14 protein-coding genes and 6 pseudogenes are annotated in these 24,265 nt (G+C 64.2%); 13 read left to right on the forward strand and 7 right to left on the reverse strand.

Features of this window, described 5'->3' with window-relative positions; all coding sequences use genetic code 11:
• Window positions 1–26 precede the first annotated feature (26 nt).
• Window positions 27–671, forward strand: a complete 645-nt coding sequence (locus ACVWW1_RS10520) for an Abi-alpha family protein (RefSeq protein WP_456655721.1) — start codon at window positions 27–29, stop codon at window positions 669–671.
• A gap of 173 nt (window positions 672–844) precedes the next feature.
• Here the strand turns inward: ACVWW1_RS10520 and mfd are convergent, their stop codons facing one another.
• Both mfd and ACVWW1_RS10530 read right to left on the reverse strand, forming a co-directional pair.
• A complete protein-coding gene (mfd, locus tag ACVWW1_RS10525) occupies window positions 845–4,363 on the reverse strand; it encodes a transcription-repair coupling factor (protein ID WP_456655722.1) in 3,519 nt (1,172 codons plus the stop codon).
• Window positions 4,360–4,650, reverse strand: coding sequence for an FAD assembly factor SdhE (locus ACVWW1_RS10530; RefSeq protein ID WP_456655723.1), 291 nt, complete (start codon window positions 4,648–4,650; stop codon window positions 4,360–4,362). The genes mfd and ACVWW1_RS10530 overlap by 4 nt, the downstream gene beginning before the upstream one ends.
• A gap of 255 nt (window positions 4,651–4,905) precedes the next feature.
• On the opposite strand from ACVWW1_RS10530, the pseudogene recG reads away from it, so the two are divergent.
• Window positions 4,906–7,017: pseudogene (gene recG / locus ACVWW1_RS10535) on the forward strand (ATP-dependent DNA helicase RecG).
• 115 nt (window positions 7,018–7,132) lie between these two features.
• On the opposite strand, the gene ACVWW1_RS10540 reads toward recG, so the two are convergent.
• Both ACVWW1_RS10540 and glmS read right to left on the reverse strand, forming a co-directional pair.
• Window positions 7,133–7,918, reverse strand: a complete 786-nt coding sequence (locus ACVWW1_RS10540; RefSeq protein ID WP_176531285.1) for a DUF502 domain-containing protein — start codon at window positions 7,916–7,918, stop codon at window positions 7,133–7,135.
• 198 nt (window positions 7,919–8,116) lie between these two features.
• Window positions 8,117–9,945: pseudogene (gene glmS / locus ACVWW1_RS10545) on the reverse strand (glutamine--fructose-6-phosphate transaminase (isomerizing)).
• Between the two features lie 308 nt (window positions 9,946–10,253).
• Here glmS and ACVWW1_RS10550 point away from each other — a divergent pair.
• The 5 genes and pseudogenes from ACVWW1_RS10550 to ACVWW1_RS10570 all read left to right on the forward strand — a co-directional run.
• A pseudogene (locus ACVWW1_RS10550) lies at window positions 10,254–10,427 on the forward strand (acyltransferase family protein); the annotation flags it as partial.
• A 29-nt stretch (window positions 10,428–10,456) separates the two neighbouring features.
• Window positions 10,457–11,365, forward strand: a pseudogene (locus ACVWW1_RS10555) (acyltransferase family protein); the annotation flags it as partial.
• 140 nt (window positions 11,366–11,505) lie between these two features.
• Entirely contained in the window at window positions 11,506–12,756 is a 1,251-nt protein-coding gene (locus ACVWW1_RS10560) for a GGDEF domain-containing protein (protein ID WP_456655724.1), read from the forward strand.
• A 12-nt stretch (window positions 12,757–12,768) separates the two neighbouring features.
• The gene (locus tag ACVWW1_RS10565) at window positions 12,769–13,023 is read left to right on the forward strand and encodes a hypothetical protein (protein WP_176531281.1); all 255 of its coding nucleotides are present in this window, start codon (window positions 12,769–12,771) and stop codon (window positions 13,021–13,023) included.
• Window positions 13,024–13,220: 197 nt separating this feature from the next.
• Window positions 13,221–15,189, forward strand: a pseudogene (locus ACVWW1_RS10570) (oleate hydratase).
• A gap of 69 nt (window positions 15,190–15,258) precedes the next feature.
• Here the strand turns inward: ACVWW1_RS10570 and ACVWW1_RS10575 are convergent.
• Window positions 15,259–16,053 carry an adenylate/guanylate cyclase domain-containing protein gene (locus ACVWW1_RS10575; RefSeq protein WP_207840963.1) on the reverse strand — a complete coding sequence of 265 codons (795 nt, stop codon included), beginning with the start codon at window positions 16,051–16,053 and terminating at the stop codon, window positions 15,259–15,261.
• A gap of 157 nt (window positions 16,054–16,210) precedes the next feature.
• The gene (locus ACVWW1_RS10580) at window positions 16,211–17,275 is read right to left on the reverse strand and encodes a carbon-nitrogen hydrolase family protein (protein ID WP_456655725.1); all 1,065 of its coding nucleotides are present in this window, start codon (window positions 17,273–17,275) and stop codon (window positions 16,211–16,213) included.
• A 161-nt stretch (window positions 17,276–17,436) separates the two neighbouring features.
• Here ACVWW1_RS10580 and ACVWW1_RS10585 point away from each other — a divergent pair, with 161 nt between their 5' ends.
• The 6 genes and pseudogenes from ACVWW1_RS10585 (at window position 17,437) to ACVWW1_RS10610 (ending at window position 21,888) form a co-directional block, all read left to right on the forward strand.
• The gene (locus tag ACVWW1_RS10585; RefSeq protein ID WP_456655726.1) at window positions 17,437–18,387 is read left to right on the forward strand and encodes a LysR family transcriptional regulator; all 951 of its coding nucleotides are present in this window, start codon (window positions 17,437–17,439) and stop codon (window positions 18,385–18,387) included.
• Window positions 18,388–18,465: 78 nt separating this feature from the next.
• Window positions 18,466–18,768: a DUF485 domain-containing protein gene (locus tag ACVWW1_RS10590; protein WP_456655727.1), complete on the forward strand. Its 303-nt coding sequence runs from the start codon at window positions 18,466–18,468 to the stop codon at window positions 18,766–18,768.
• A gap of 15 nt (window positions 18,769–18,783) precedes the next feature.
• Window positions 18,784–20,368: pseudogene (locus ACVWW1_RS10595) on the forward strand (solute symporter family protein).
• Between the two features lie 335 nt (window positions 20,369–20,703).
• Window positions 20,704–21,159, forward strand: a complete 456-nt coding sequence (locus ACVWW1_RS10600; protein ID WP_456655728.1) for an Hsp20 family protein — start codon at window positions 20,704–20,706, stop codon at window positions 21,157–21,159.
• A gap of 72 nt (window positions 21,160–21,231) precedes the next feature.
• The gene (locus ACVWW1_RS10605) at window positions 21,232–21,555 is read left to right on the forward strand and encodes a hypothetical protein (RefSeq protein ID WP_456655729.1); all 324 of its coding nucleotides are present in this window, start codon (window positions 21,232–21,234) and stop codon (window positions 21,553–21,555) included.
• Window positions 21,556–21,567: 12 nt separating this feature from the next.
• Complete coding sequence (locus ACVWW1_RS10610; protein ID WP_456655730.1) at window positions 21,568–21,888, forward strand: hypothetical protein; 321 nt, start codon at window positions 21,568–21,570, stop codon at window positions 21,886–21,888.
• An 849-nt stretch (window positions 21,889–22,737) separates the two neighbouring features.
• Here the strand turns inward: ACVWW1_RS10610 and glmU are convergent.
• A complete protein-coding gene (glmU, locus tag ACVWW1_RS10615) occupies window positions 22,738–24,096 on the reverse strand; it encodes a bifunctional UDP-N-acetylglucosamine diphosphorylase/glucosamine-1-phosphate N-acetyltransferase GlmU (RefSeq protein ID WP_456655731.1) in 1,359 nt (452 codons plus the stop codon).
• Window positions 24,097–24,265: the final 169 nt, after the last annotated feature.

Raw genomic sequence — 24,265 nt, forward strand, 5'->3', positions numbered from 1 at the left:
GTGTGCACCTAAGCTAGGTGGTTTCAATGGGCAACGAAATAATCCGACCAATCGATGAAAACACCGCGAAGGCCATTGAGGAGAGTGCGCGCTTCGGAGGAAAGCTAGTGGACGCAGGTAGCGCCGCAGGCGGCTACTTGAGCCAGACCTTAGGGACATTGCCTCATAATCTTGTCGGGCTCATCGGTGATCAAGTTGAGTACTGGCGAAGACGGAGGTTCATCGAGCTCAGTGCAGACTTGGAAAGACGGTTGGCAGAGCGCGGCGTGAAAGGTATTGAGCCAAGTCCTACCCTGGCGATCCCGATCCTCGAGGCCGCAGTTGATGAAACACGATCGGAACTCAAGGAGCTGTGGGAGCGGTTGCTCGCTAACGCCTTCGATCCCGCCCGCACGAATTCCCTAAGGGACTCCTTCGTTGAAATCTTAAAGAAATTTGATCCCATGGACGCGCTCGTGTTTGAAGCAATGGCGGCGCCTATCGGAGATTTGAAACCAAACGCCCGCGACTTTGTCCTAGCTCAGTTGCAAAGCAAGTCGTCGATCGAGGAGATTTTGGTCTCGTTCGAAAATCTCCAATCGCTTGGATGCATTAGCAATGTAAATCGCGATTCGTGGAACCCAGTGCTCTCCAACCGGGGGAGGCTTCTTTACAGGGCTCTAACCGCTTAGACTCGGCTCAGCAACGCGGCAGCCAACACCTGCAGGCGAGAAAATATCTGGCTGCGCCCACGCCGCTGGCTGGAGGTTCGAGTCGGGTTTGGATCGCCCAGTTCGATTTTCGGCATTATTCTTGTGATCTCTCGAGTGCCCGACGAGTTCGCTTTCCACGGTGAAGGGAAGTCTCACGCCGCCTTCTTGCTCTCGGCGAGATTGGCGAGCTGGCGCAGGATCTCGGTGGTGCCGGCGAGCCGCTCTTCGGGCGTATCCCAGTCCTGGAAGAACACCACCTTCATGTCCGGCCGCACCTTGGCGGCCTGGCCGTGCTGGCGGATGAACATCACGAGCCGCTCCGGATGCGCGAAGCTGTTGTCGCGGAACGCGATCACGGCACCCTTCGGGCCGGCATCGACCTTCCCGACATTGGCCCTGCGGCAGTAGGCCTTGATCGCGGCGACCTTGAACAGGTACCGCACCTCGTCCGGCAGCACGCCGAAGCGATCGCGCATCTCGGCGGCGAAGGCGTCGATCTCGTCGTCGGTCTCGAGATCGGCGAGGCGGCGATAGAGCGACAGCCGCACGCTGAGATCGTTGACGTAGTCCTCTGGAATCAGGACCGGCATGCCGATCGTGATCTGCGGTGACCAGCGGTCGGCGGCGGGCTCGGCGACGCCGGCCTTGAGGTTGATGATCGCCTCCTCCAGCATCGACTGGTACAGCTCGAAGCCGACTTCCTTGATGTGGCCGGACTGCTCTTCGCCGAGCAGATTGCCGGCGCCGCGGATGTCGAGGTCGTGCGAGGCGAGCTGGAAGCCCGCGCCCAGCGTCTCCAGCGACTGCAGCACCTTCAGCCGCCGCTCCGCCTGCGCCGTGATCTTCTGCTGTGCCGGCAGCGTGAATAGCGCATAGGCGCGCAGCTTCGACCGCCCGACACGGCCGCGCAGCTGGTAGAGCTGGGCGAGACCAAACATGTCGGCGCGGTGCACGATCAGCGTGTTGGCGTTCGGGATGTCGAGGCCGGACTCCACGATCGTGGTCGACAGCAGGACGTCGTATTTGCCGTCGTAGAACGCGGACATGATGTCCTCGATCACGGTCGGCGGCATCTGGCCGTGGGCGACCGCGACCTTCATCTCCGGCACGTTCTTGTCGAGGAAATCCTTGACGCCGGCGAGATCCTCGATCCGCGGCACGACGTAGAACGCCTGCCCGCCGCGGTAGCGCTCGCGCAGCAGCGCCTCGCGGATCATCAGGGGATCGTGTGGCGCCACGAAGGTGCGCACCGCGAGGCGATCGACCGGCGGCGAGGCAATGATCGAGAGCTCACGGACGCCGGTCAGCGCGAGTTGCAGCGTGCGCGGGATCGGGGTTGCCGACAGCGTCAGCACATGGACCTGGGCGCGCAGCTGCTTCAGCCGCTCCTTGTGGCTAACGCCGAAGTGCTGCTCCTCGTCGACGATCAGGAGGCCGAGGTCCTTGAACTTGATGGCCTTGCCGAGCAGCGCATGGGTGCCGACCACGATGTCGACATTGCCGTCCGTGAGCCCCTTCTTGACCTGGTTCAACTCCTTGGTCGACACCAGCCGCGACGCCTGCGCCACGTTGACCGGGAAGCCGCGGAAGCGCTCCGTGAAGGTCCGCGAGTGCTGCCGAGCCAGCAGCGTGGTCGGCACCACGACCGCGACCTGCCGGCCCTCCAGCGCCACGGCGAATGCCGCGCGCAATGCCACCTCGGTCTTGCCGAAGCCGACGTCGCCGCAGATCAGGCGGTCCATCGGGCGGCCGATCTCGAGGTCGTTCAAGGTCGAAGTGATGGCGCCAAGCTGATCCTCGGTCTCCTCATAGGGGAAGCGCGCGCAGAACTCGTCATAGATGTGCGGCTGCAGCGGGAATTTCGGCGCCTCGTGTAGCTGCCGCTCGGCGGCGATCTTGATCAATTCGCCGGCGATCTCGCGGATGCGGTTCTTGAGCTTCGCCTTGCGCGCCTGCCAGCCGCCGCCGCCCAGACGGTCGAGCTCGACATTGGCGCTGTCGGAGCCGTAGCGCGACAGCAGCTCGATGTTCTCGACCGGCAGGAATAGCTTGGTCTCCGCGGCATAATGCAGCTCGAGACAGTCATGCGGCGCGCCGGAGACTTCCAGCGTCTGCAGCCCGACGAAGCGGCCGATGCCGTGCTCGACATGGACCACGAGATCGCCGGTCGCAAGGCTCGTCACCTCGGAGATGAAATTGTCGAGCTTGCGGCTCGCCTTGCGCGGACGCACCAGGCGGTCGCCGAGAATGTCCTGCTCGCTGATGACGGCGAATTCGTCGGTCTCGAAGCCGGACTCCATGCCCACCACAGCCAGCATGGTCTCGTTGCGCGGGGTCGCCTGCACGATCCGCCAGGTGTTGACGCTGGTGGTGTTGAGCAGCTTGTGGTCGCGCAACATCGCGCCCATGCGGTCGCGCGAACCCTCGCTCCACAGCGCGACGATCACCTTCTTGCGCTGCGACTGCAACGCACCGATATGGCCGACCACGGCCTCGAATACGTTGACGTTGCCGTCGGCTCGCTCCGGCGCGAAATTGCGGCCTTGCCGCGCGCCGGCGTCGAACACGTCGGGCGAGCCTTCCGGCACCGCGAACGGCGTCAGCCGCGCCAGCGGTGCCTGGCCGAGCAGCCTGGTCCATTCGGCCTCGGACAGGTAGAGCTTGTCCGGCGGCAGCGGCTTGTAGATCGCGCCGCTGCCCGGATGCTCCAGCGCCTCGCGCCGCGCGTCATAGTAGTCGGCAATCTGCGTGAAGCGCTCGCGCGCGGCGTCCTCGCCCTGCGGCTCGATCGCGATCGTCGCACTGTCGAGATAGTCGAACAGCGTGTCCATCCGCTCCTGGAACAGCGGCAGCCAGTGCTCCATGCCGGGATGGCGCCGTCCCTCGGAGACCGCCTCATAGAGCTGGTCGTCGCGTCCCGGCGCGCCGAACGCGGCGACATAGCCCATGCGGAAGCGGCGGATGGTTTCGGTCGTGAGCTGGAATTCGGACACCGGCACGAGGTCGAGCCCGCGCATGTCGAGCAGCGTGCGCTGGGTCTCGGCATCGAAAGTGCGGATCGATTCCAGGGAGTCGCCGAAGAAGTCGAACCGCACCGGCTGGTCGAGGCCGGCCGGAAACAGATCGAGGATGCCGCCACGGACGGCATATTCGCCGGGCTCGCGCACCGTGGACGAGCGGGTGTAGCCATTGTGCTCAAGCCAGGCGACGACGGAGTCCATCGGCACGACGTTGCCGGGCGCAACCGACAGCGCCTGCGCCGCGACCTGATCGCGCGCCGGTACGCGTTGCACGGCGGCGTTCACGGTTGTGAGCACGATCAGCGGCTTGTCGCTGCCGACCAGCCGCGACAGCTTGGCGAGCGCCGTCAGCCGCTGCGCCAGAATGCCGGAATGCGGCGAGACGCGGTCATAGGGCTGGCAGTCCCAGGCCGGGACCTGCATGACAGCGATATCGGGTGCAAAGAATTCCAGCGCGCGGGCGAGCTGCTGCATCCGCGCGCCGTCGCGGCACACCACGGCGAGGCTGACCGCCGGCCGCTTCGGCTGCGCGGCAATGGCGCGCGCCAGATCGGAGATGACGAGCCCTTCGGCGCCCTCGGCGACGTTGGCGATGGTCAGCACCCGGCCGGGCGCGAGCATCGCGGCCGGTGATTTCATCGGCTGCTTCATGCGCTGGGATCCGCCACCCGGAACGCCTTGATGCGGGCAAACAGCGCGGTGGCATATTCGGCCGCCAGCACCTTGTCGCCGGTCAGCGCGGCATAGAGGTCGGGATCCGGCACCTCGATCAGATGCTCGAGCTCGCCGATCTCCTGGTCGGAAAGGTCCGCGATGGTCGCATCGGCAAAGCGGCCCAGGATCAGGTCCATCTCCCGGGTGCCGCGATGCCAGCAGCGAAACAAAAGCCGCTTGCGGCGGTCATCGAGCCCGTGGCTCGATCGTGTCGATCCCGTCATGTCCCAAAATCCATCGAACGCCAAAAGCCCGGACGTGCCGGGCGGGGCTTGATATAGCGATGGGGACGGCCGATGTCAGCCCTCTTTCGCTGCGTTTTGGGGATACCTTTCAGGCCTGCCGTTCAGCTGTGCCTTGGGCGCGTGCCTTGGGCGCAGGCCGTCATTGCCGGGCTTGACCCGGCAATCCATCCTCTTTTGAAGATGGATGCGCGGGTCAAGCCCGCGCATGACGTGAGTCGCGTGTAGAGGACACCGATGCGCCCCAGCCTGCTCAATCCGCTGTTTGCCCAGGTCACGACCCTCCAGGGTGTCGGCCCGAAGCAGGGACAAGCTGCTGCGCTATCTGCTCGACCGCAGCGAGACACCGCGACTGGTCGATCTGCTGCTGCACCTGCCGGCGAGCGTGATCGATCGGCGCGCACGGCCGAAGATCCGCGACGCCGCGGTCGGAACCATGGTGACGCTCGAGGTCACCGTCGACCGCCATCGTCCGCCGCCACCGCGCAATTCGCGCGCGCCCTACCTCGTCTATGCCAGCGACGACACCGGCGACGTGGTGCTGACCTTCTTCCGCGCCCAGCCCGGCTATGTCGAGAAGCTGCTGCCGGTCGGCGAGAAGCGCTACGTCTCAGGCACGCTGGCGATGTATGACGGCATCCCGCAGATCGTGCATCCCGACCGCGTCGTCGACGAGGCCGGCTTTGCCAAGCTCTCCGGCATCGATCCGGTCTATCCGCTGACCGAGGGGCTTGCGATCGGCTCGCTCCGCCGTGCGATTGCGCAGGCGCTGACCAAGCTGCCGGATCTGCCGGAGTGGATCAGTCCCCGGAGGTGCTGCGCCGCTGCAACTTCCCGCCGATCAGGGAGGCGCTGACCCGCGTCCATGTTCCGGTCGAGCTGACCGATATCCTGCCCGATGGTCCGTTCTGGTCGCGGCTCGCGTTCGACGAACTGCTCGCCGGCCAGCTCGCGCTGGCGCTGATCCGCGCCACGCTGCGCCGCCCCGCCGGCGTCCGCAATGCCGGTGACGGCCATCTGCGCAACCGGATCATCGACGCCCTGCCCTATGCGCTGACCAAATCGCAGCAGCACGCGGTTGCCGCGATCATCGCGGACCTGCAACAGCCGGTGCGGATGCTGCGCCTCGTGCAGGGCGATGTCGGCTCCGGCAAGACCGTGGTGGCGCTGCTGGCGGCCGCCGCCGTCGCCGAAGCCGGCAAGCAGGCCGCGTTGATGGCGCCGACTGAAATTCTGGCGCGCCAGCACATCAAGACCATCGCGCCGCTCGCCGAGAGCGCCGGCATGCGCGTCGCCATCCTCACCGGCCGCGAGAAGGGCAAGGAGCGCCGCGAGCTCCTGGCGCGACTCGAGGCCGGCGAGATCGACCTTTTGGTCGGCACCCACGCACTGATCCAAGACGACGTGATCTACAAGGCGCTCGCGCTCGCCGTGGTCGACGAGCAGCATCGCTTCGGCGTACGCGAACGTCTCGCACTGACCTCCAAGGGCGAGGCCGTCGATGTGCTGGTGCTGAGCGCCACGCCGATCCCGCGCACGCTGGTGCTGACCTATTTCGGCGACATGGACGTCTCGGAACTACGCGAAAAGCCCGCCGGCCGCCAGCCGATCGACACCCGCGCGGTGCCGATGAGCCGGATCGAGGATGTCATGGACGGCGTCGGCCGCGCGCTTGGCGCCGGTAAGCTGGTCTACTGGATCTGCCCGCTGGTCGATGAATCCGAAGCCGAGGGCACCGAGCACCTCACCAACGCGACCGAGCGTTTCGAGTCGCTACAGAAGCGGTTCGGCGATCGCGTCGGCCTGGTGCACGGCCAGATGAAGGGCACCGAGAAGGATCGCGTGATGGCGCAATTTGCCGCGCACGAGATCGGGCTCCTGGTCGCAACCACGGTGGTCGAGGTCGGCGTCGATGTCCCGGCGGCGACCATCATGGTGATCGAGAACGCCGAACGCTTTGGCCTCGCGCAACTGCACCAGCTGCGAGGCCGCATCGGCCGCGGCTCGGAAGCCTCGACCTGCCTTTTGCTGTACAAGGAGCCGCTCGGCGAGATGTCGAAGGCGCGGCTGAAAGTGATCCGCGAGACCACCGATGGCTTCCGGATCGCCGAAGAAGATCTGAAGTTGCGCGGCGAAGGCGACGTGCTCGGCATCCGCCAGAGCGGCCTGCCCGGCTATCGCATCGCGCGCTCCGAGGTGCACGGCCAGCTCATCACGCAGGCGCGCGACGAGGCGCTGCGGATCATGAAGGACGATCCGAAGCTGAAGGGCGAACGCGGCGAAGCGCTGCGCTGCCTGCTCTATCTCTATGAGCGCGACGAAGCCGTGCCGCTGATCGGCGCGGGTTAGCTGCCGCCACCGTCGTTGCGAGCCAAGCGAAGCGATCCATCCCTCCACGTATGCGGAGCCATGGATTGCTTCGTCGCTTCGCTCCTCGCAATGACGAGGATGGATTGGAGGCTTGCTACTCCACCTTCGCCGGCGCAGGCTGAGTGGCCGGCTGCAACGAGGCCTGGTTGGCGACGCGCGCGGCGTTGGCCATGCCGGCGAGCGCTGCGGCGCGCTGCTTCTGGTCGTTGGCGCCCGGCTGCACCACGCCGGCCGACATGATCAGGGTCGCTGCGTCCTCGGTGCTCATCTCGATCTCGATGATCTTGCTCCTCGGCACGTAGAAGAAGAAGCCGGTGGTCGGGTTCGGCGCACACGGCAGGAACACCGAGATGTGCTCCTCTTCGCCGGGCAGGCTGGCCGCGAGTTCGGCGCTCGGCGCCTGCGAGATCAGCACGATCGACCACATCCCGGGCGAGGGAAATTCGACCAGGCCAACGCGCCGGAAGCTCGAGCCGTTGCCGGAGAACAGCGTCTCGAACACTTGCTTCAGGCCGCGATAGATCGCACGCACCGCAGGAATCCGTCCGAGCAACCGCTCGCCGAGATCGACCAGGGTTCGCCCGATCAGGTTGGCGGTGAGGAAGCCGAGCAGCGTGAGCGCGATGACGGCGACGATCAGACCGGAACCCGGCAATCCGAACGGCAGATAGGTTTCCGGCCGATAGGCCGTGGGCACGAACGGGCGGACCAGATTGTCGACCCAGTTCACGAACCACCAGGTCAGATAGAAGGTGATCGCGATCGGCCCGGCCACCACCAGGCCGGTCAGGAAATAGTTGCGGAACCGCGCCATCAGCCCGCGGGGAGTGTCCGGGGGCAGTTCACCTGGCGCGGGGGGAGGCACTTTGTTGGACGTCATTGCTGTTCCAGATCGTCGAAGCGGCCGTCCTCACCAGCATGATCCGGAAAAGTGCGCCGGCGGATTTCCGAAAAGATCGTGTATAAACAAAAGGCTAGCGCGAGATGATGATCCTGCCCCGAACTTCGGCGCGCAGCCCCCCTGAGCTAAGCCATTCTAGCAGGTTTTTGAAGGGCTGCGTGACAGCGTCACTTGCGGCTATTCGACCGTGACCGATTTGGCCAGATTGCGGGGTTGATCGACGTCGGTGCCCATCACCACGGCAGTATGATAGGCGAGCAGCTGCACCGGAACGGCATAGACCATCGGCGCGAAGGTCGACCCCATGTCCGGCATCACGATCGTCACCAGCGACTGGATGGTCGCCTCCGCGGCGCCCCTGGCGTCGGTCATCAGGATGATCTTGCCGCCGCGGGCGGCGACCTCCTGCATGTTGGAGACGGTCTTCTCGAACACCTTGTCATAGGGCGCGATCACCACGACCGGCATGTGCTCGTCGATCAGCGCGATCGGACCGTGCTTGAGCTCGCCGGCGGCATAGCCCTCGGCATGGATGTAGGAGAGATTTCCTTCAGCTTCAGCGCGCCTTCCAGCGCCAGCGGATAGCTGGTGCCGCGGCCGAGATAGAGCACGTCGCGCGACTTCGAGATCTCGCGCGCCAGCTTTTCGATCTGCGGCTCTGACGTGAGCGCCTCCGACATCAGCCGCGGAATCTCGACCAGGCCATGCACCAGCTTGGCCTCGTCGGCATCGGACAGCTCGCCGCGCGCCTTGCCGGCGGCAACCGCAAGCGCGGCCAGCACCATCAGCTGGCAGGTGAACGCCTTGGTCGAGGCGACGCCGATCTCGGGACCGGCCAGTGTCTGCAGCACGGTCTCGCTTTCGCGCGCGATCGTCGAGGTCGGCACGTTGACGACGGACAACGTATGCGCGCCCTGCGCCTTGGCGTAGCGGAGCGCCGCCAGCGTGTCGGCGGTCTCGCCGGACTGCGAGATGAAGATCGCAAGGTCGCCCTTGCGGAGCGGCGCTTCGCGGTAGCGGAATTCGGACGCGACATCGAGCTCGACCGGAACGCGCGCCAGCCGCTCGAGCCAGTATTTTGCGACAAAGCCGGCATAGCTCGCGGTGCCGCAGGCCGTGATCGAGATGCGCTGGATATCCTTGAAATCGAACGGCAGCTTGACCGGCAGGGCGACGCGCTCGGTCGCCATGTCGACATAACGCGCGAGCGTGTGCCCTACCACTTCGGGCTGTTCGTGGATCTCCTTCGCCATGAAGTGGCGATAGTTCGCCTTGTCGACCAAAGCCGTTGCGGTGGTGTGCTTGATCGCTTCGCGGTGGACGATCGCGTTGTCCTTGTCGAAGATCGTCGCGCCCTTGCGGTTCAGCACCACCCAGTCGCCGTCCTCGAGATAGCTGATCGTATCGGTCAACGGCCCGAGCGCGATCGCGTCGGAGCCGAGATACATCTCGCCCTCGCCATGGCCGACCGCGAGCGGCGGGCCGTTGCGGGCGCCGATCATCAGGTCGTCCTCGCCGGCGAAGATGAATCCGAGCGCGAAGGCGCCGCGCAGCTGCGACAGCACAGCCCTCACCGCCTCGACCGGCGCGACGCCACCTTTGAGCAGGTTATCGACCAGATGCACCACGACCTCGGTGTCGGTCTCGGTGGAGAACACCGCGCCCTTGTGCTCGAGTTCCTCGCGCAGCTCGCGGAAATTCTCGATGATGCCGTTATGCACCACGGCGACGCGTTCGGTGGCGTGCGGATGCGCGTTGTTCTCGGTCGGCCTGCCATGGGTGGCCCAGCGGGTGTGGCCGATGCCGGTGTGGCCGCCGAGCGGCTTTGCCTCCAGCAGGGCCTCGAGATTCTTCAGCTTGCCCTCGGCGCGGCGCCGCGCCAGGCCGCCGTTCTCCAGCGTGGCGACACCCGCGGAATCATAGCCGCGGTACTCCAGCCGCTTGAGCGAATCCACCAGTTGCTCCGCGACCGGAGCGCGTCCAAGAATGCCGACGATGCCGCACATGCGGTTCAATGTCCCCAATAATCGCCGAAAATTTGGCCAAAGCGGCGACACGGTCCCTTAACGGGAATCGCCGGCCGCAAGATACTCAATAATTATTGCCGATTGCGACAGTCTTAAACGGCAAGGTGGATGCGAAAGGCTGGTTAATCGGGGCAAACCACGGCCCGACAAAATCGCCTCGCGCGCCCCGATGCCCGGAGCTCGAATACACACGTTAAGGGTGTGTTACACGGCGCCAAACAATCCAACACGATCAAACACGGTTCGCGCAGCATGCCAAGAGTGCGTTTGCTCTGGCTGGGGGCAATGTGGGCCACAGGAATAATTTCGACACGTTGCGGCTGTTCGCAGCCTGCAACGTCCTGCTGCAGCATGCGGCCTTTCTGCAGGTTCCGTGGCCCAGGCCGATACCTCTGCTGGTCGCTTACACGTCCGGCGTTCCAATCTTCTTCATCATCAGCGGATTCCTCATCACCGGCACCTTCCTTCGCAGTGATGGGACGTCGTCACCTTTCTCCGCAATCGATGCCTGCGCATCTATCCGGCACTCTGGCTCAATCTCGCGATCGTTCTCGCGCTGCTGGTCGCATTCGGCGCATTGCCGCTCGGCGCACTGCTCAACCCGGACTTCCTTCGATACTGGACGGTGATCCTTGCGACCGGGTCCGACGCGCTCGCCAACTGGCTGCTGCCGCCATACCCCTTCGCCTGGAATGACGCGCTGCCATTCCTGCCCGTTGTCGCGCTGTGGACCATTGTGCTCGAATTGGGATTCTATCTGATCGTTCCGGTGATTTTCCTGCCGCCGGTCCTGCGCTACCGATGGGCCTCAGTGGCCGTGGTTCTCGCCCTCACCATCTATTCGCATCGTCTGACGAGCGTGACCGCGACCGACGAGGTCACTCGAGGCATAAATCCGCTGTTCTATTTCTGGGTCTTCGGCATCGGCTCGCTTTTTTCGCTGCTTTGGAGCCGAATCGACCGGCTGTTCCGCGACAAGTTCATCCTGTGGGCCCTGCTCTATGCCGAGGCGATTGCCTTCTTCGGCGACCAGCACGGCATCGTGTATGACCACCCGACACTGCGATCGACCGTGCTGACGATCCTTCTTGCCTGCTGCGTGATGTCGGCAGCCTTCAGCTGGACCAATCTTTCAAAGCTGCTCGCGGGCACCGACCTGTCATACGGCATCTATCTGCATCACGTGCCGATCGTGATGCTGCTGCACGCCTTCGGATGGCAAGGCTTCCCGGCCGCAGCCCTCCTGATCGTTGCGACGACCATCGCGGCGGCCGCGACCTGGCGCGTCATCGAGCAACCGGCGCTGCGCTTCAAGATCCGTCCGGCCCGCAAGCCTTCGAACTCCGCCGAAGACGGCCGCGCCGACGGATTGGAAAGCCCGGCGTGCCGCGCCGGCTGATCGCCTGCCGGCCGCGCGGGAACCGATGCGGCACGCGTCCATGCGGGTGAATCTGGCATGTCCGGCAACCACCACGTGTGCCACACATCAACGCACCGTTAACGCCTTTCGGCGAGGCTGCCGGCGCCGGAGGTGGCCCGATGCACACTGCGCATGATCGCGAGGCACGTCGCCTCGATACGCTCGCGGAACTCGACATCCTCGACACGCCGCGTGAACTCGCCTTTGACCGCTTGACCTCGCTGTGCCGCAAGATGTTCCGCGTCCCGATGTCGACGCTGACCTTCATCGACGGCCATCGGCAATGGTTCAAGGCCTCCGACGGGCTGGACTTGCGCGAAACCGATCGGCGGCCGGCGCCGTGCAATTTGACCATCGCGCAGGACGAGCCTCTGGTCGTCCCCGACATGCTCCACGACGCCCGCTTTGCCGACAACCTCTTCGTGCGCGGGGCGCCGTTCGTGCGTTTCTATGCAGGCGCACAGCTCAAGGTGTCCGGCGTCGTGATCGGCAGCCTGTGCGCCATCGACACTCGCCCTCGGTCTGACTTCGACGCCGAGGCGACCAGCATGCTGGTCGATCTTGCCGCCATCGCCGTCGACGAACTGATGCTGCGGAACCTGTCGATGCAGGACGGCCTCACCGGCTGCTCGTCGCGGCGCGCCTTCCGCGGCGAAGGCGAACGGCTGACCGCGCTGGCCGCGCGGCATCTCAGTCCGCTTGCCTGCGCCGTGCTCGATGTCGATCACTTCAAGCAGGTCAACGACACCTATGGGCACGCCGTCGGCGACATGGTGCTGGCGGCGGTCGCGGACTCCGCGCGCTGTGCGCTGCGCGGCTCCGATGTGATCGGCCGGCTCGGCGGCGAAGAATTCGGCATCCTGCTGCCGCACACCAAGCTCGACCAGGCGATGGGCGTGCTCGAGAAGGTGCGCGCCGCCGTCGCGGCAACCCGGATCGAGACGCCGGCCGGCACGGTCAGTGTCACCTGCAGCCTTGGCGGCGCTGCGCTCTCGCCCGGCAACTGCTTCGACGACATGCTGCGCAACGCCGACCTCGCGATGTACGGCGCCAAGCAGGCCGGCCGCAACCAGGCGCTGGCCTGGGTCGACCGGGCGCGCCGTCGATTGCGCCGACCGCACGGCGCGTGTTCAAGGCCGGCACGATCAGCTTCAATGCCGGCCATTCCGCGATCGACTGCACGGTGCGCGGCCTGTCGCGCGACACCGCGACGATTGAGGTGCTGTCCACCTCGGGCATCCCCGATCAGTTCAAGCTCGCGATTGCCGCCGACGCGCTGTCGCGGGCCTGCCGCATCACCGCGAAGGCCGACAACCGGATCGAGGTCGCCTTCACCTGACCGGCCAAGCGAGATAGCCTGTCGCGGATAATGAGAAACCTCCATGTCGAGCGAACAGCCGCCGCCCCTCGCAAAACCGTTCTGGCGCCGCGGCCTCGCCGGCGTCCTCGATTTCATCACCGTGTTCTTCGGCGGCGGCTACGCCATCGGCGCCGCCACTGGCCAGACCACGAAGGACGGCTTCAACCTGACTGGCGGTCCCGCGCTGCTGCTGTTCGCGCTGATCGTGCTGTATTTCTATCTCGGCTGGAAGGTGGTCGGCGGCACGCTGTGGCAGCGTATCCTCGGCGCGCGGTAGCGTTGCACCGCATTGCGGCCGACGTCCCCAAATCAAAGAAAATTTGCCGGCTCCGCGGCACGCTCCCTTAACGGAGCATCGCCGGTCGTGGCGCGACATCTTCGCCGCAACCGGGCTTGGGCCAGAAAATGACACGGCGACCTGCCAGCATCAGGTCCACGCAGATCGCGAAAGCCAATCACCCAGAAAGGTCGCCAATGACTGATGTCGCAGCTTCCGGCAGGCCCACCTTCGAGGTCGAAACCGACGCGTCCAGGCGCTACTGGCACAACGGCAGCCACAACACGCTGCCGCCGCCGGACATGATGGGCGCCTACATGCGCAACCGTCCGGTGCCACAGGGGCCGGTCGAAGCCCGCAAGGCCTGGATCATCGGCAGCGGCATCGCGGGACTGGCCGCGGCCTTCTACATGATCCGCGACGGCGGCATGAAGGGCGAGGACATCACCATCCTCGACACGATGCACATCGAGGGCGGTTCGCTCGACGGCGCCGGCGATCCCGAGAACGGTTACATCATCCGCGGCGGCCGCGAGATGAACTGGAACTACGACAATCTCTGGGACATGTTCCAGGACGTGCAGGCGCTCGAATTGCCCGAAGGATACAGCGTTCTCGACGAATACCGGCTCGTCAACGACAACGATCCGAACTTCTCCAAGGCGCGGCTGATGCACAAGCGCGGCCAGATCCGCGACTTCTCGACGCTCGGCCTGTCGAAGCCGCAGCAATGGGAACTGATCCGCCTGCTTCTGAAGCGCAAGGAGGATCTCGACGACATCACCATCGAGCAATATTTCAGCCCGGGCTTCCTCGAGACCAATTTCTGGTTCCTCTGGCGCTCGATGTTTGCCTTCGAGAACTGGCAGAGCCTGCTCGAAATGAAGCTCTACATGCATCGCTTCCTCGATGCGATCGACGGGCTGACCGATATGTCGGCGCTGATCTTTCCGAAGTACAAACCAGTTCGACAGCTTCGTCCGTCCGCTGGTGACCCATCTGCGCGAACGCGGCGTCAAGGTGCAGTTCGATACGCGCGTCCACGATCTCGACATCAAGGTCGAGGGCGATGCCCGCACGGTGACCGCGATCCACGCCAAGGTGGGTGGCGGCGACACCAGGATTCCGATCGGTCCGAAAGACCTGGTCTTTGCACTCACGGGATCGATGACCGAGGGCACCGCCTATGGCGACATGGACCACGCCCCGGTTCTTGCGCGCGGCAAGCATGATCCGGGCGAAGCCAGCGACTGGACGCTGTGGACGAACCTGGCGAAGAAATCGCCGATCTTTGGCAAGCCCGAAAAATTCTACGGCAATGTCGACAAGTCGATGTGGGAGTCGGTCACCCTCACCTGCAAGCCGTCGCCCTTCGTCGACCGGCTGAAGGAGCTTTCGGTCAACGATCCCTATTCCGGCAAGACAGTGACCGGCGGGATCATCACCTTCACCGACTCCAATTGGGTGCTCAGCTTCACCTGCAACCGGCAGCCGCACTTTCCGACCCAGCCCAAGGACGTCCTGGTCGTCTGGGTCTATGCGTTGCTGATGGACAAGGAGGGCAACTACGTCAAGAAGCCGATGCCGGCCTGCACCGGCCGCGAAATCCTGGCGGAGCTTTGCTATCACCTCGGCATCGAGGACAAGCTGGACGCCGTGGTGGCGAACACCAAGGCCCGCCTCGCCTTGATGCCCTACATCACCGCGATGTTCATGCCCCGCGCGGCGGGCGACCGGCCGCATCCGGTCCCCGCGGGCTGCACCAATCTGGGGCTGATGGGCCAGTTCGTGGAAACCTCGAACGACATCATCTTCACAATGGACAGCTCGGTCCGCACCGCGCGGGTCGCGGTGTACACGCTGCTCGAACTCCCCAAGCAGGTGCCCGACATCAGCCCCACGCAATATGATATCCGCACCATCCTGAAGGGGGCGCGTGCCCTGAACAACAACGAACCATTCCCGGGTGAACGCCTGCTGCACCGGCTGCTCGACAAGACGTACTACGCCCACATTCTTCCGCCATTGCCCGAACCCGACTCCACGCGACGCGGCAGTGCGGAGCGCGAACTGGCGGGACTTCTCGGCAAGGGCGATCAGGCGCTCGGCGCCGTCATCGGCTGGCTGGAACGAATTCGAGAGAGCATCTCGACCCGCAAAGGTTAGCGCATGCAGTCATAAGCGTGTCACGTCCGCGTTGATCGCAACACCGGCGTCCAGTTCCTGCCGGACGCCTTAAGGTTCAACCCGGTAGAGCCGCCATCGCTCCGGCACGCCCTTGAGCTGGTGCGCGCCGCGATCCTTGAAACGGATATCGGACTCCCGCATCAGGTCCTTGACCGCGCTCGAGACCAGCACCTCGCCGGCCCGTGCCTTGGCAGCGACGCGCGCACCGATGTGAAACGCGAGACCGATGACCTCGGCGCCGCTCACCTTGTATTCGCCGGCATGTAATCCCACCCTGATCTCGAGCCCCAGCGTGCGCACGGCCTTGACGATCGCGGTCGCGCAACCGATCCCGGCAGCGGGCGCGCGGAACGTCGCCAGCACACCGTCTCCCGTCGTCACGACCTCCTTGCCGCGCAAGGCCTTCAGCTCGCGGCGAACGGCGGCGTAGTAGTGATTCATCACCGTTGCCCAGCGCGAGTCGCCGAGCCGCGCGGCTTTTTCGGTGGATCGGACGATATCGACGAAGAGGATGGTGGCGAGCGCCTGTTTGAGCTCCGAGCCTCGATCGGCGGTGCGACGCCGGTTCGCTATATTTCCCGTCAGCGGTTCATAGCGATGGCTGCGCCGCCGCGCGATTGCGGCCTTGGTGTAGTCCTGGGCACGCTGCACCGTGCGGCAGCGAATGGTTTTTTCCTGCGGTGGAAACGTCCAGTAGACCTTTCGCCCCGCTCCGGCGCCCTGAACCTCAACGGCGCCCCATTTCAGGAAGACCGTCGAGCCAGCCCGTCGAATGCACCATGCCTTTGACGTGTATCCGGACACGTTCGACTGATGCACTCCGATGCGAAGGAATTTGGGCATGAGCGTGCGGCCGATCGAACGAGCGCTTTGGGGGCTAACCTGGGGTAAAGCGTAGCCATACATTTCCGCATTGGCAACGGTGCTCGTTTCCGCACTGATCAAAAGCGTCGGGCTCTGCGATGTCCGCATGCGACCCAAATGAGATCTGGCTTTTTGGTCAACTCCTGGCATCGCGCCTCTGCCCATTCGATACGGCGTCAGCATCGACGGACAGAATTGCCTCGTCCTGCGCTTTTGCCATCGGCTGTTCTTCGTCGCTAAATCGTGCCGGGGTCAGCCGGCTGCGGTCGACCGTGATGCCAAAGATGTCGAAGCGGTTGTAGTAGCCGACGACGTCGTGAAACTGCTTCGGCTCGACGCAGCGATTGAGATCGATCTCCGCGTAGGCGATCCCTTCCTGGTCCTGCAATTCATCGCCAAAGACACCACCCGTCGGATCGACGAAGAAGCTCGCCGCACGCGGCGTCTGGTCGATCACGTCGGCGATGGTTCCGTCGCGTTCAATGAGGAAGGCCCGCATCGGCTGGTCCATGTAGCCGGCGGTGACGATCCCGAATACCTTGGCTTCGAAGCAATGGGCGCTGGCCCGGATGCGGTTGGCGGCGACGTTGTCGAAATTGCCGCCGCCTGCCGGGCGCCGCGTCGGCCACATCGGCGGCCAGCTCGAGATGTGCACCTGTTCGCCCTGCGCCATCAGTGCGAAGCGGGCCAATGGATTGGTGTTCTCGCCACAGATCAACCCACCGATCCGGCCCTGCCGTGTCTCGGCGACCTTGAGGCCCGCACCGTCCCCCGACGACCACACCAGCTTCTCATAGAAGGTCGGAACCAGCTTGCGGTGATGAACCAGAATTTCGCCGGTCTCGCCGATCAACAGGTTCGAGTTCCACAGCCCCCCAACGCTGACGGCCGAGCGCTCGCTGATGCCGATCGAGACGGTGACGCCGAGGCCGCGCGCCTCGGCGCACAGCCGCGCCACTTCCGGTCCGTCCACCAGCACGGACTGCTCCGCCATCCGCACGAACAGATCGTGATTGTCGATCGGCGGCCACAGCGCGGCCCAGACCGGAAAAGCGGGAATGTAGGTTTCGGGAAATGCGATCAGCTCGGCGCCGGCCCTGGCTGCCTCGCGCATGATGGCGATCGCCTTTTCGGTGGTCGCCCGGCCGTCGAGGAAGACGGGCGCGGCGTGGACGGCAGCAGCCTTGAAACGAGGGAGCATGACGAAAATCCCGGCTAGGACTAGGGAGGCGAAGCGGTATCATCCCTGCCTTCGCGGCATGCATGGGAATTGTCGCAAGGTCGGTTGCGAAGGATCGGAGCCGACCGCGCGCTGGAACGGGAATTGCTTTGCTGGCAAGGTCCGCAATCCGGAGGCAGGTCATGTTCGATACGATCAACTGGGACGATTTGCGGGTCTTTCTCTGTGCCGCGCGTGCCGGAAATTTGAGTCAGACGGCAAAGCGGCTGCGGCTGGATCATTCCACCGTGAGTCGGCGGATCGCCCAGATGGAAGCTTCCCTCGGGATTGCGGTGTTCGAACGCCACCGCACCGGGCTCAAGCTCAACGAAGTCGGCGAGCGCTTGCTGCGTCATGCCGAGCGGGTCGAGAGCGCGGTGATCGCCATTCGTGAGGAGGCCAGCGCCAGCGACACCCAGGAACTCGTCGGGACCGTGCGGCTCGCCACCATGGAAGGGATCGCCTCGCTCTATCTGGCGCAACGCTTCGCGAAACTGCGTCGCACCGCGCCGCAACTCTCCGTCGAACTCGTCACATCAGCGCAGACGGTCTATGTGCACAAGCGCGAAGCCGATCTGTTCGTGTCGTTCTTCCGGCCACCCGGTCCGGGCCTGATCTCCGAGCGCATCGGCAAGTTTCGGCTCGGGCTATTCGCGAGCCAGAGCTATCTCGACAATCACGGCATGCCTGCAAGCCTTCGCGACCTCGCCGATCATTGGTTCGTCTCCTATATCGAGGACCTGATCCAGGTCGATTCGGTGCGCTGGCTCGCCGACGTCATCGAGGAGCCGAAGATCGCCTTCCACTCCAACAGCATGATCGCACAGATGAACGCCGCGGCGGGCGGCCTCGGCATCGTCATGCTGCCGAGCTTTGCCACCAACGACCGGCCCGACCTGATCCCCGTGCTGCCCGCCCTCGCCGGCACCTTTCGCGAGGTCTGGCTCAACGTCCACAGCGACCTGCAATTTGCCCCGCGCATCCGCGCCGTCCGCGCGTTTCTGAAAAATACCCTGAAGCAGGACCCCGACATGCAGGTCACACTGGCCGATGCCCTGCCGCAGCCGCGCACGGCAGATTGCAAAAATCCATAGTTCCCTTCCATCGGAGCCCGGCTGAAGCTCGTCCGATTGGCGCAAGGTAGCGCGCGCTGAAGTTTTGAGGGGGCAAACATGAACGTGGTTATTCCCGGCAATACCGATCCGGCGCCGAGCGTCAGCGCCTTGGCCAAGAAACTGGCCAAGAAGCGGCTAATCGTCGCGCTCGTGCTCAGTGCAGCGATGATCGTGATCTATTTCAGCTTCATGGGGCTGTTCGCGTTCGACAAGGCGCTGCTCGGCACCATCCTGGTGCCCGGCCTGTCGCTCTGCATTGTGCTCGGCCCGCTCGTCATCATCTCCTCCTTCGCGCTCTGCCTGGTCTACGTGCTGTGGGCGAACCGGGTGTTCGATGCCGGCATCCGCAATCTTCGCTAAAGGGACCAGAGCAAGATGGGCAGCAGCACGCTTTCGATCGGGTTCTTCTTCGCCTTCATGGCGTTGACGCTGGCGATCACCTATTGGGCCGCACGGCGCACGCGCACCACCGAACACTTCTTCGCCGCCGGCGGCCAGGTCACGCCGTGGCAGAACGGCTGGGCACTCGCGGGTGACTTCCTGAGCGCCGCCGCGCTGCTCGGCATTGCCGGCATCGTCACCTCAAACGGCTTCGACGGCATGATCTATTCGATCGGGTGGCTGGTCGGCTGGCCGATCATCCTGTTCCTGATCGTCGAACCGTTGCGCAACGTCGGCCGCTTCACCTTCGCCGACGTCGTGGCCTATCGGCTGCGCCAGCGCCCGGTGCGCCTCGCCGGCGCCGTCGGGACACTTGCCGTCATCCTGTTTTACCTGATCGCCCAGATGGTCGCGACGGGATCGCTGATCAAGCTGCTGTTCGGCCTGCCCTACACCTGGTCGGTCGTCGTGGTCGGCAGCGTCATGCTGATCTATGTGCTGTTCGGCGGCATGCTGGCAACGACCTGGGTGCAGGTGGTGAAGGCTGCGCTGCTGATGGGCGGCGGCATCCTGCTCGCCTTCCTCGTGTTGACCCATTTCGAGATGAACCCGCTCAAGCTGTTCGCCGCGGCATCCGAGAAATACGGCACCAAGGTGCTGCAGCCGGGATCGAAGGTGGTCTCGGGCCAATGGGACGCCATCTCGCTCGGGCTCGGCCTGATGTTCGGCACCGCCGCGATGCCGCATGTGCTGATGCGGGCCTATACGGTGAAGGATGCCAAGGCCGCGCGGCTGTCGATCCTCTATGCCACCGGCCTGATCGGCGTCTTTCATCTCATGGTCTTCATCATCGGCTTCGGCGCCATGGTGCTGGTCGGTGCCGACGCGGTGGCAAAAGCCGGAGGCGGCGGCAACATGGCAGCGCCGCTGCTGGCGCTTACGGTCGGCGGCAATGCCTTCTTCGGCTTCATCTGTGCGGTCGCATTCGCGACCATGCTCGCCGTCGTCGCCGGGCTGACACTGTCGGGCGTCGCCACGCTCTGCCACGACGTCTGGACCAATGTGATCCGCAACGGCAGCGCTTCCGAGGCCGAGCAGCTCAAGGTCGCGCGCGTCGCGACCGTCATGATTTCGATCTTCGCCATCTTTCTTGGCATCGCGTTCGAGGGCCAGAACGTCGCCTTCATGGCGGGCCCTTGCGTTCTCGATCGCCTGCGCTGCCAACTTTCCCTCGCTGGTGCTCGCCATCACCTGGCGCCGCTTCACGACGCCTGCAGCCGTGGCGAGCATCCTCGTCGGCACGCTGAGCTCGCTGGTGCTGATCTATCTGTCGCCGACCATCCAACTCGACATTCTCGGCAAGCCGCTGGCCGCGGTCGAGCATCAATGGTGGTTCGTGTCGCTGCGCAATCCGGCGATTATCAGCATGCCGTTGTCCTTCGCGGTCGCGATCTTGCTATCGCTGGTCACGACGGAGAAGAACGCCAATCTCGCCTTTGACGAGATGCAGCGGCGCATCCTGCTCGGACCGGTTCAGCCGAGCACCAACGCGCAGGGCCAGACGAGGAATGCGGCCTGAACCGCGTCGACCGATCGACGACACAATCGCGTTCTTGCGGGCACCGGTTCCCTCAACTTCGTTCGGCGACGGCTATGGCCCGGCCCGCGTACCTGGCTGGTTCCCCGAGCGGCTGCCAACCCGCCCGGGCCCCCCAACAGGCGCGGCCGAAAGCAGCCGGCCAAGGCCAAGATTTTTTTCGCCGCACTTCTTGACTTTGAAAACCCGTTTTCTAATTTTTCTCTCGCTAGGCCCCCACGGGCTTAGCTCCTGAACGCCAATCGGGTTCAGGCGAGACGGGCACCGGTCGTTTCCGGTGCCGTTCATATCCATCTTGCTCTATGGAGGATTTGGCTATGCGCACATACGACTTCTCTCCCCTGTTCCGGTCAGCCATCGGCTTTGACCGGCTCTTTGACCTCGCTGAAACCGTCCAGCGTGCCAGCGAGGACAACTATCCCCCCTATAACATCGAGCGGCTTGCGGAAGATCGGTACCAGATCGCGCTCGCGGTTGCCGGCTTTGCACCTGACGAGATCTCGGTAACGGCAGAGCAGAACGTTCTGACCATCGAGGGCACGAAGGTCGAAAAGGCCGAACGTGAATATATCTATCAAGGCATCTCGACCCGTCGCTTCAAGCGACAGTTCAGTCTGGCCGATCATGTCGAGGTTAAGAGCGCCGCCTTTGACAACGGCCTGCTCAAGGTCGAGCTCGCCCGTGAAGTCCCCGAGGCCATGAAGCCGAGGCGAATTGCGATCAATGCGCTTCCAAACAAGGCAACGCGCCAGTTGGAAGGCGTTGCAGCCTGACGACCCGCATAGCCGCGCTCCGCCGGGGCGCGGCTCCTCATTTTCGATTTCGTCCTGAGAATGGAGGCACCCATGCGGCCGACGACCGCGCCTGTTGACAACATCCTTGCATTTCGCCTGCCAACGAGAGGCAGGCAAAAGTACGAGCATCCTCGCGATCTGGTCCGCGACCCCTACCTCACGAAGGCGACGAAGAGAGCCATTCTGGCATCCTGGGCTTCGGATGCCTGCGCCGTTGCGTCCAATCCTGCGCTGCGTGCTCCTGCAGAACTCAGATCGCCCGTTCCAGTCAGCGATATCCTGGATGCGCTGCGCGCCCTTGATGATCCGCGTGAACCACCCGGAGGAAGGCCGGCTCGGCTGCGCTCCACGCTGCGCAACGTCGCTGCTGCATAGGAGTGCTGATCCATGACCGGCATCAGACTGCCGAAGCAAGTCATCGAGAGGATTGAAGAGCGTTGGTGGTCACGATTCAGCAAAGAGAAGCAGCGAACTTCAGAATTGATTGACGAGCGCCTCGAACGGCTGCGCACGCATCGGAACAATATCGGCCGGTATAGGCGGCTGCTCAATACCGAGCTTTCCGACTTGGAACGCAAGTTCATTGAACGACGTCTTTCTGAAGAGAAGATGGCGATGCAGATATTGGTGGCCGACATACCGCCTCTCGCCATTGACCGACCACCGGACGATGAAATTATCAGCCGATCTGGCGAGGCGCAGCCATGACAGAACTGCAGCGTCTGCTCGTACGTGGCAGTGAAAAAATCATAGGCCATTATCAATTCCTGCTCGATACTGCGAAGTCGGAGCTCTATTCAAGCGAAGAATCAATGAAGAACGTCAGATGCTGAACAATCTGCTTCAAGGCTCGAACCGGTCTGCGCGTGCCGCCTGACGCATCTGCGACAAACGGACCCGACGGGCAACGCAGCCAAAACCCGTCAATCACTGCACGCAAGAATATTTCGCTTTATCAGAAGCGCCACTCAGTGCTATGAATTGTCCCGTCTCACCCGATCGAGGGGCGCTGCGCATCGTCACGGGTGCTGCGGTGAGATGCAGTGGACGCTGATCGCGCAGTCGACGAATGCGAGTGAAGCGGACGGTGAAGTCGTGTGGTCCCGACGCCCTAGCGGTAGGTGTCTCCCCGCAAAGCGCGCAAGCGCTTCTGCGGAGACGGTGACAAAAAAGCCCAGTCTCGCCGGGGAGAGCGCGAAATAAGCCGTAACCCATCGCGCAGGGAAAGCCGGGATGTTCCCGGTTACACTCGTGGTCCTGCCTCCCGTGCTTTTTGTTGCACGGGACCCATGGGTGCGATCGGCAACCCGGCTTTCTCTGCGCCCTCTGTTCGAGATGAGGGCGGAATGAAATGCAAAGCTCGGGCAAAAGATGTCGCGAGAACGCGGAAGTGTTGCTCACATATCGTGCAACACACTCAGTGTCGTCCTGGCGAAAGCCAGGACGACGATTGAGGAGATCGCGGGCTCATCTCTATCACCGTCATGCCCGCGCAAGGCTTCGCCTTTGTCGCTGGGGGAGGCCGTGAAGCGGCCGACTCGAAGCACGACGACTGCATCACTTCCCCTTCGCGGCCTTCGCCTTCAGCTTCGCCGCGCGATAGCGGGCGGCGCCGCCTTCGCGGATCGATTGTTCACTGCGCTCGAGCGCCATCGCGTCGTCGGGGACGTCCTTGGTGATCACCGAGCCCGAGCCGATATAGGCGCCCTTGCCGATCGTCACCGGCGCGACCAGCGACGTGTTGGTACCGACGAAGGCGCCCTCGCCGATCAGCGTCTTGTGCTTGAGGAAACCGTCATAGTTGCAGGTGATGGTGCCGGCGCCGAGGTTGGAATTGGCGCCGACATGGGCGTCGCCGATATAGGAGAGATGGTTGACCTTGACGCCGGCCTCGAGCGTTGCGGCCTTGGTCTCGACGAAATTGCCGATCCGCGCGCCATCGCCGAGCGAGGTGCCGGGCCGCAGCCGGGCATAGGGACCGACCGACACCTTCTTGCCGATGCGGGCCTCGACGATATGCGAGAACGAATGGACCACGGCGCCGTCGTCGATCGAAACGCCGGGTCCGATCACGACGAACGGCTCGATCACCACGTCCTTGCCGAATTTGGTGTCGGCGGCGAGATAGACGGTGTCCGGCGCGATCAGGGTCACGCCGGCCTCGAGCGCCTGCTTGCGCAGCCGCGCCTGCATCACGGCCTCCGCCTCGGCGAGCTGCGCCTTGGTGTTGATGCCGCGAACTTCGTCTTCGCTGGTTTCGATCACGACGGCCTCCAGTCCCAATTCCCTGACGATGCCGACGGCATCGGTCAGATAATATTCGTCCTTGGCGTTGGCGTTGCCGATCTTCTCGATGATCGCGAGCGCCCTCCTGCCGTCGAACGCCATCACGCCGGCATTGCACAGCGTGATCCTGCGCTCTTCGGGACTGGCGTCGGCCTGCTCGCGGATCGCAACCAGCTTGCCGTTCTCGGTCACCAGGCGGCCGTAGCCGGTCGGGTCAGCGGCCTGGAAGCCGAGCACCGCAAGCGCAGCGCCGTCGCGCAACGGCGCGCGCATCCGCGCAAAAGTCTCGGCCGAGATCAGCGGCGTGTCGCCGAACGCGACCAGCAGGTCGTCGGCGCCGCGGGCGAGCGCCTCGCGTGCCGCCAGCACCGCATGCGCCGTGCCGAGCCGCTCGCGCTGCACGAAGGTCTGCGCATCGGGCCGCACCCGGCGCGCCTCGGCGGCGACCGCCTCGTGGTCCGGGCCGATCACGACCGCGAGATGAGATCCCTCGCCGGAGGCTGCGGCATCGAGCACATGCGCCAGCAGTGACTGCCCGGCCACCGGGTGCAACACCTTCGGCAGCGACGAGCGCATCCGCGTGCCCTCGCCGGCCGCAAGCACCACTGTCAGGCTCGTACGCGCAGTCATTCAGCATCCTCGACGGTTCGCGCAGTCAGCTGCGCATCGCTTTCTTCGAGGCCGTCTTTAATTGTTTTCCCCGGCAGAAGAAACCGATTCGCCTCCGTGGCCCCTCAGATTCAAGTTCCCGGTCCATTTCCTGTTAATCTTTGCCTCGTGATTCGGCGGGCCTTGAGGA

This window comes from Bradyrhizobium sp. JR3.5 (genome assembly GCF_054057015.1).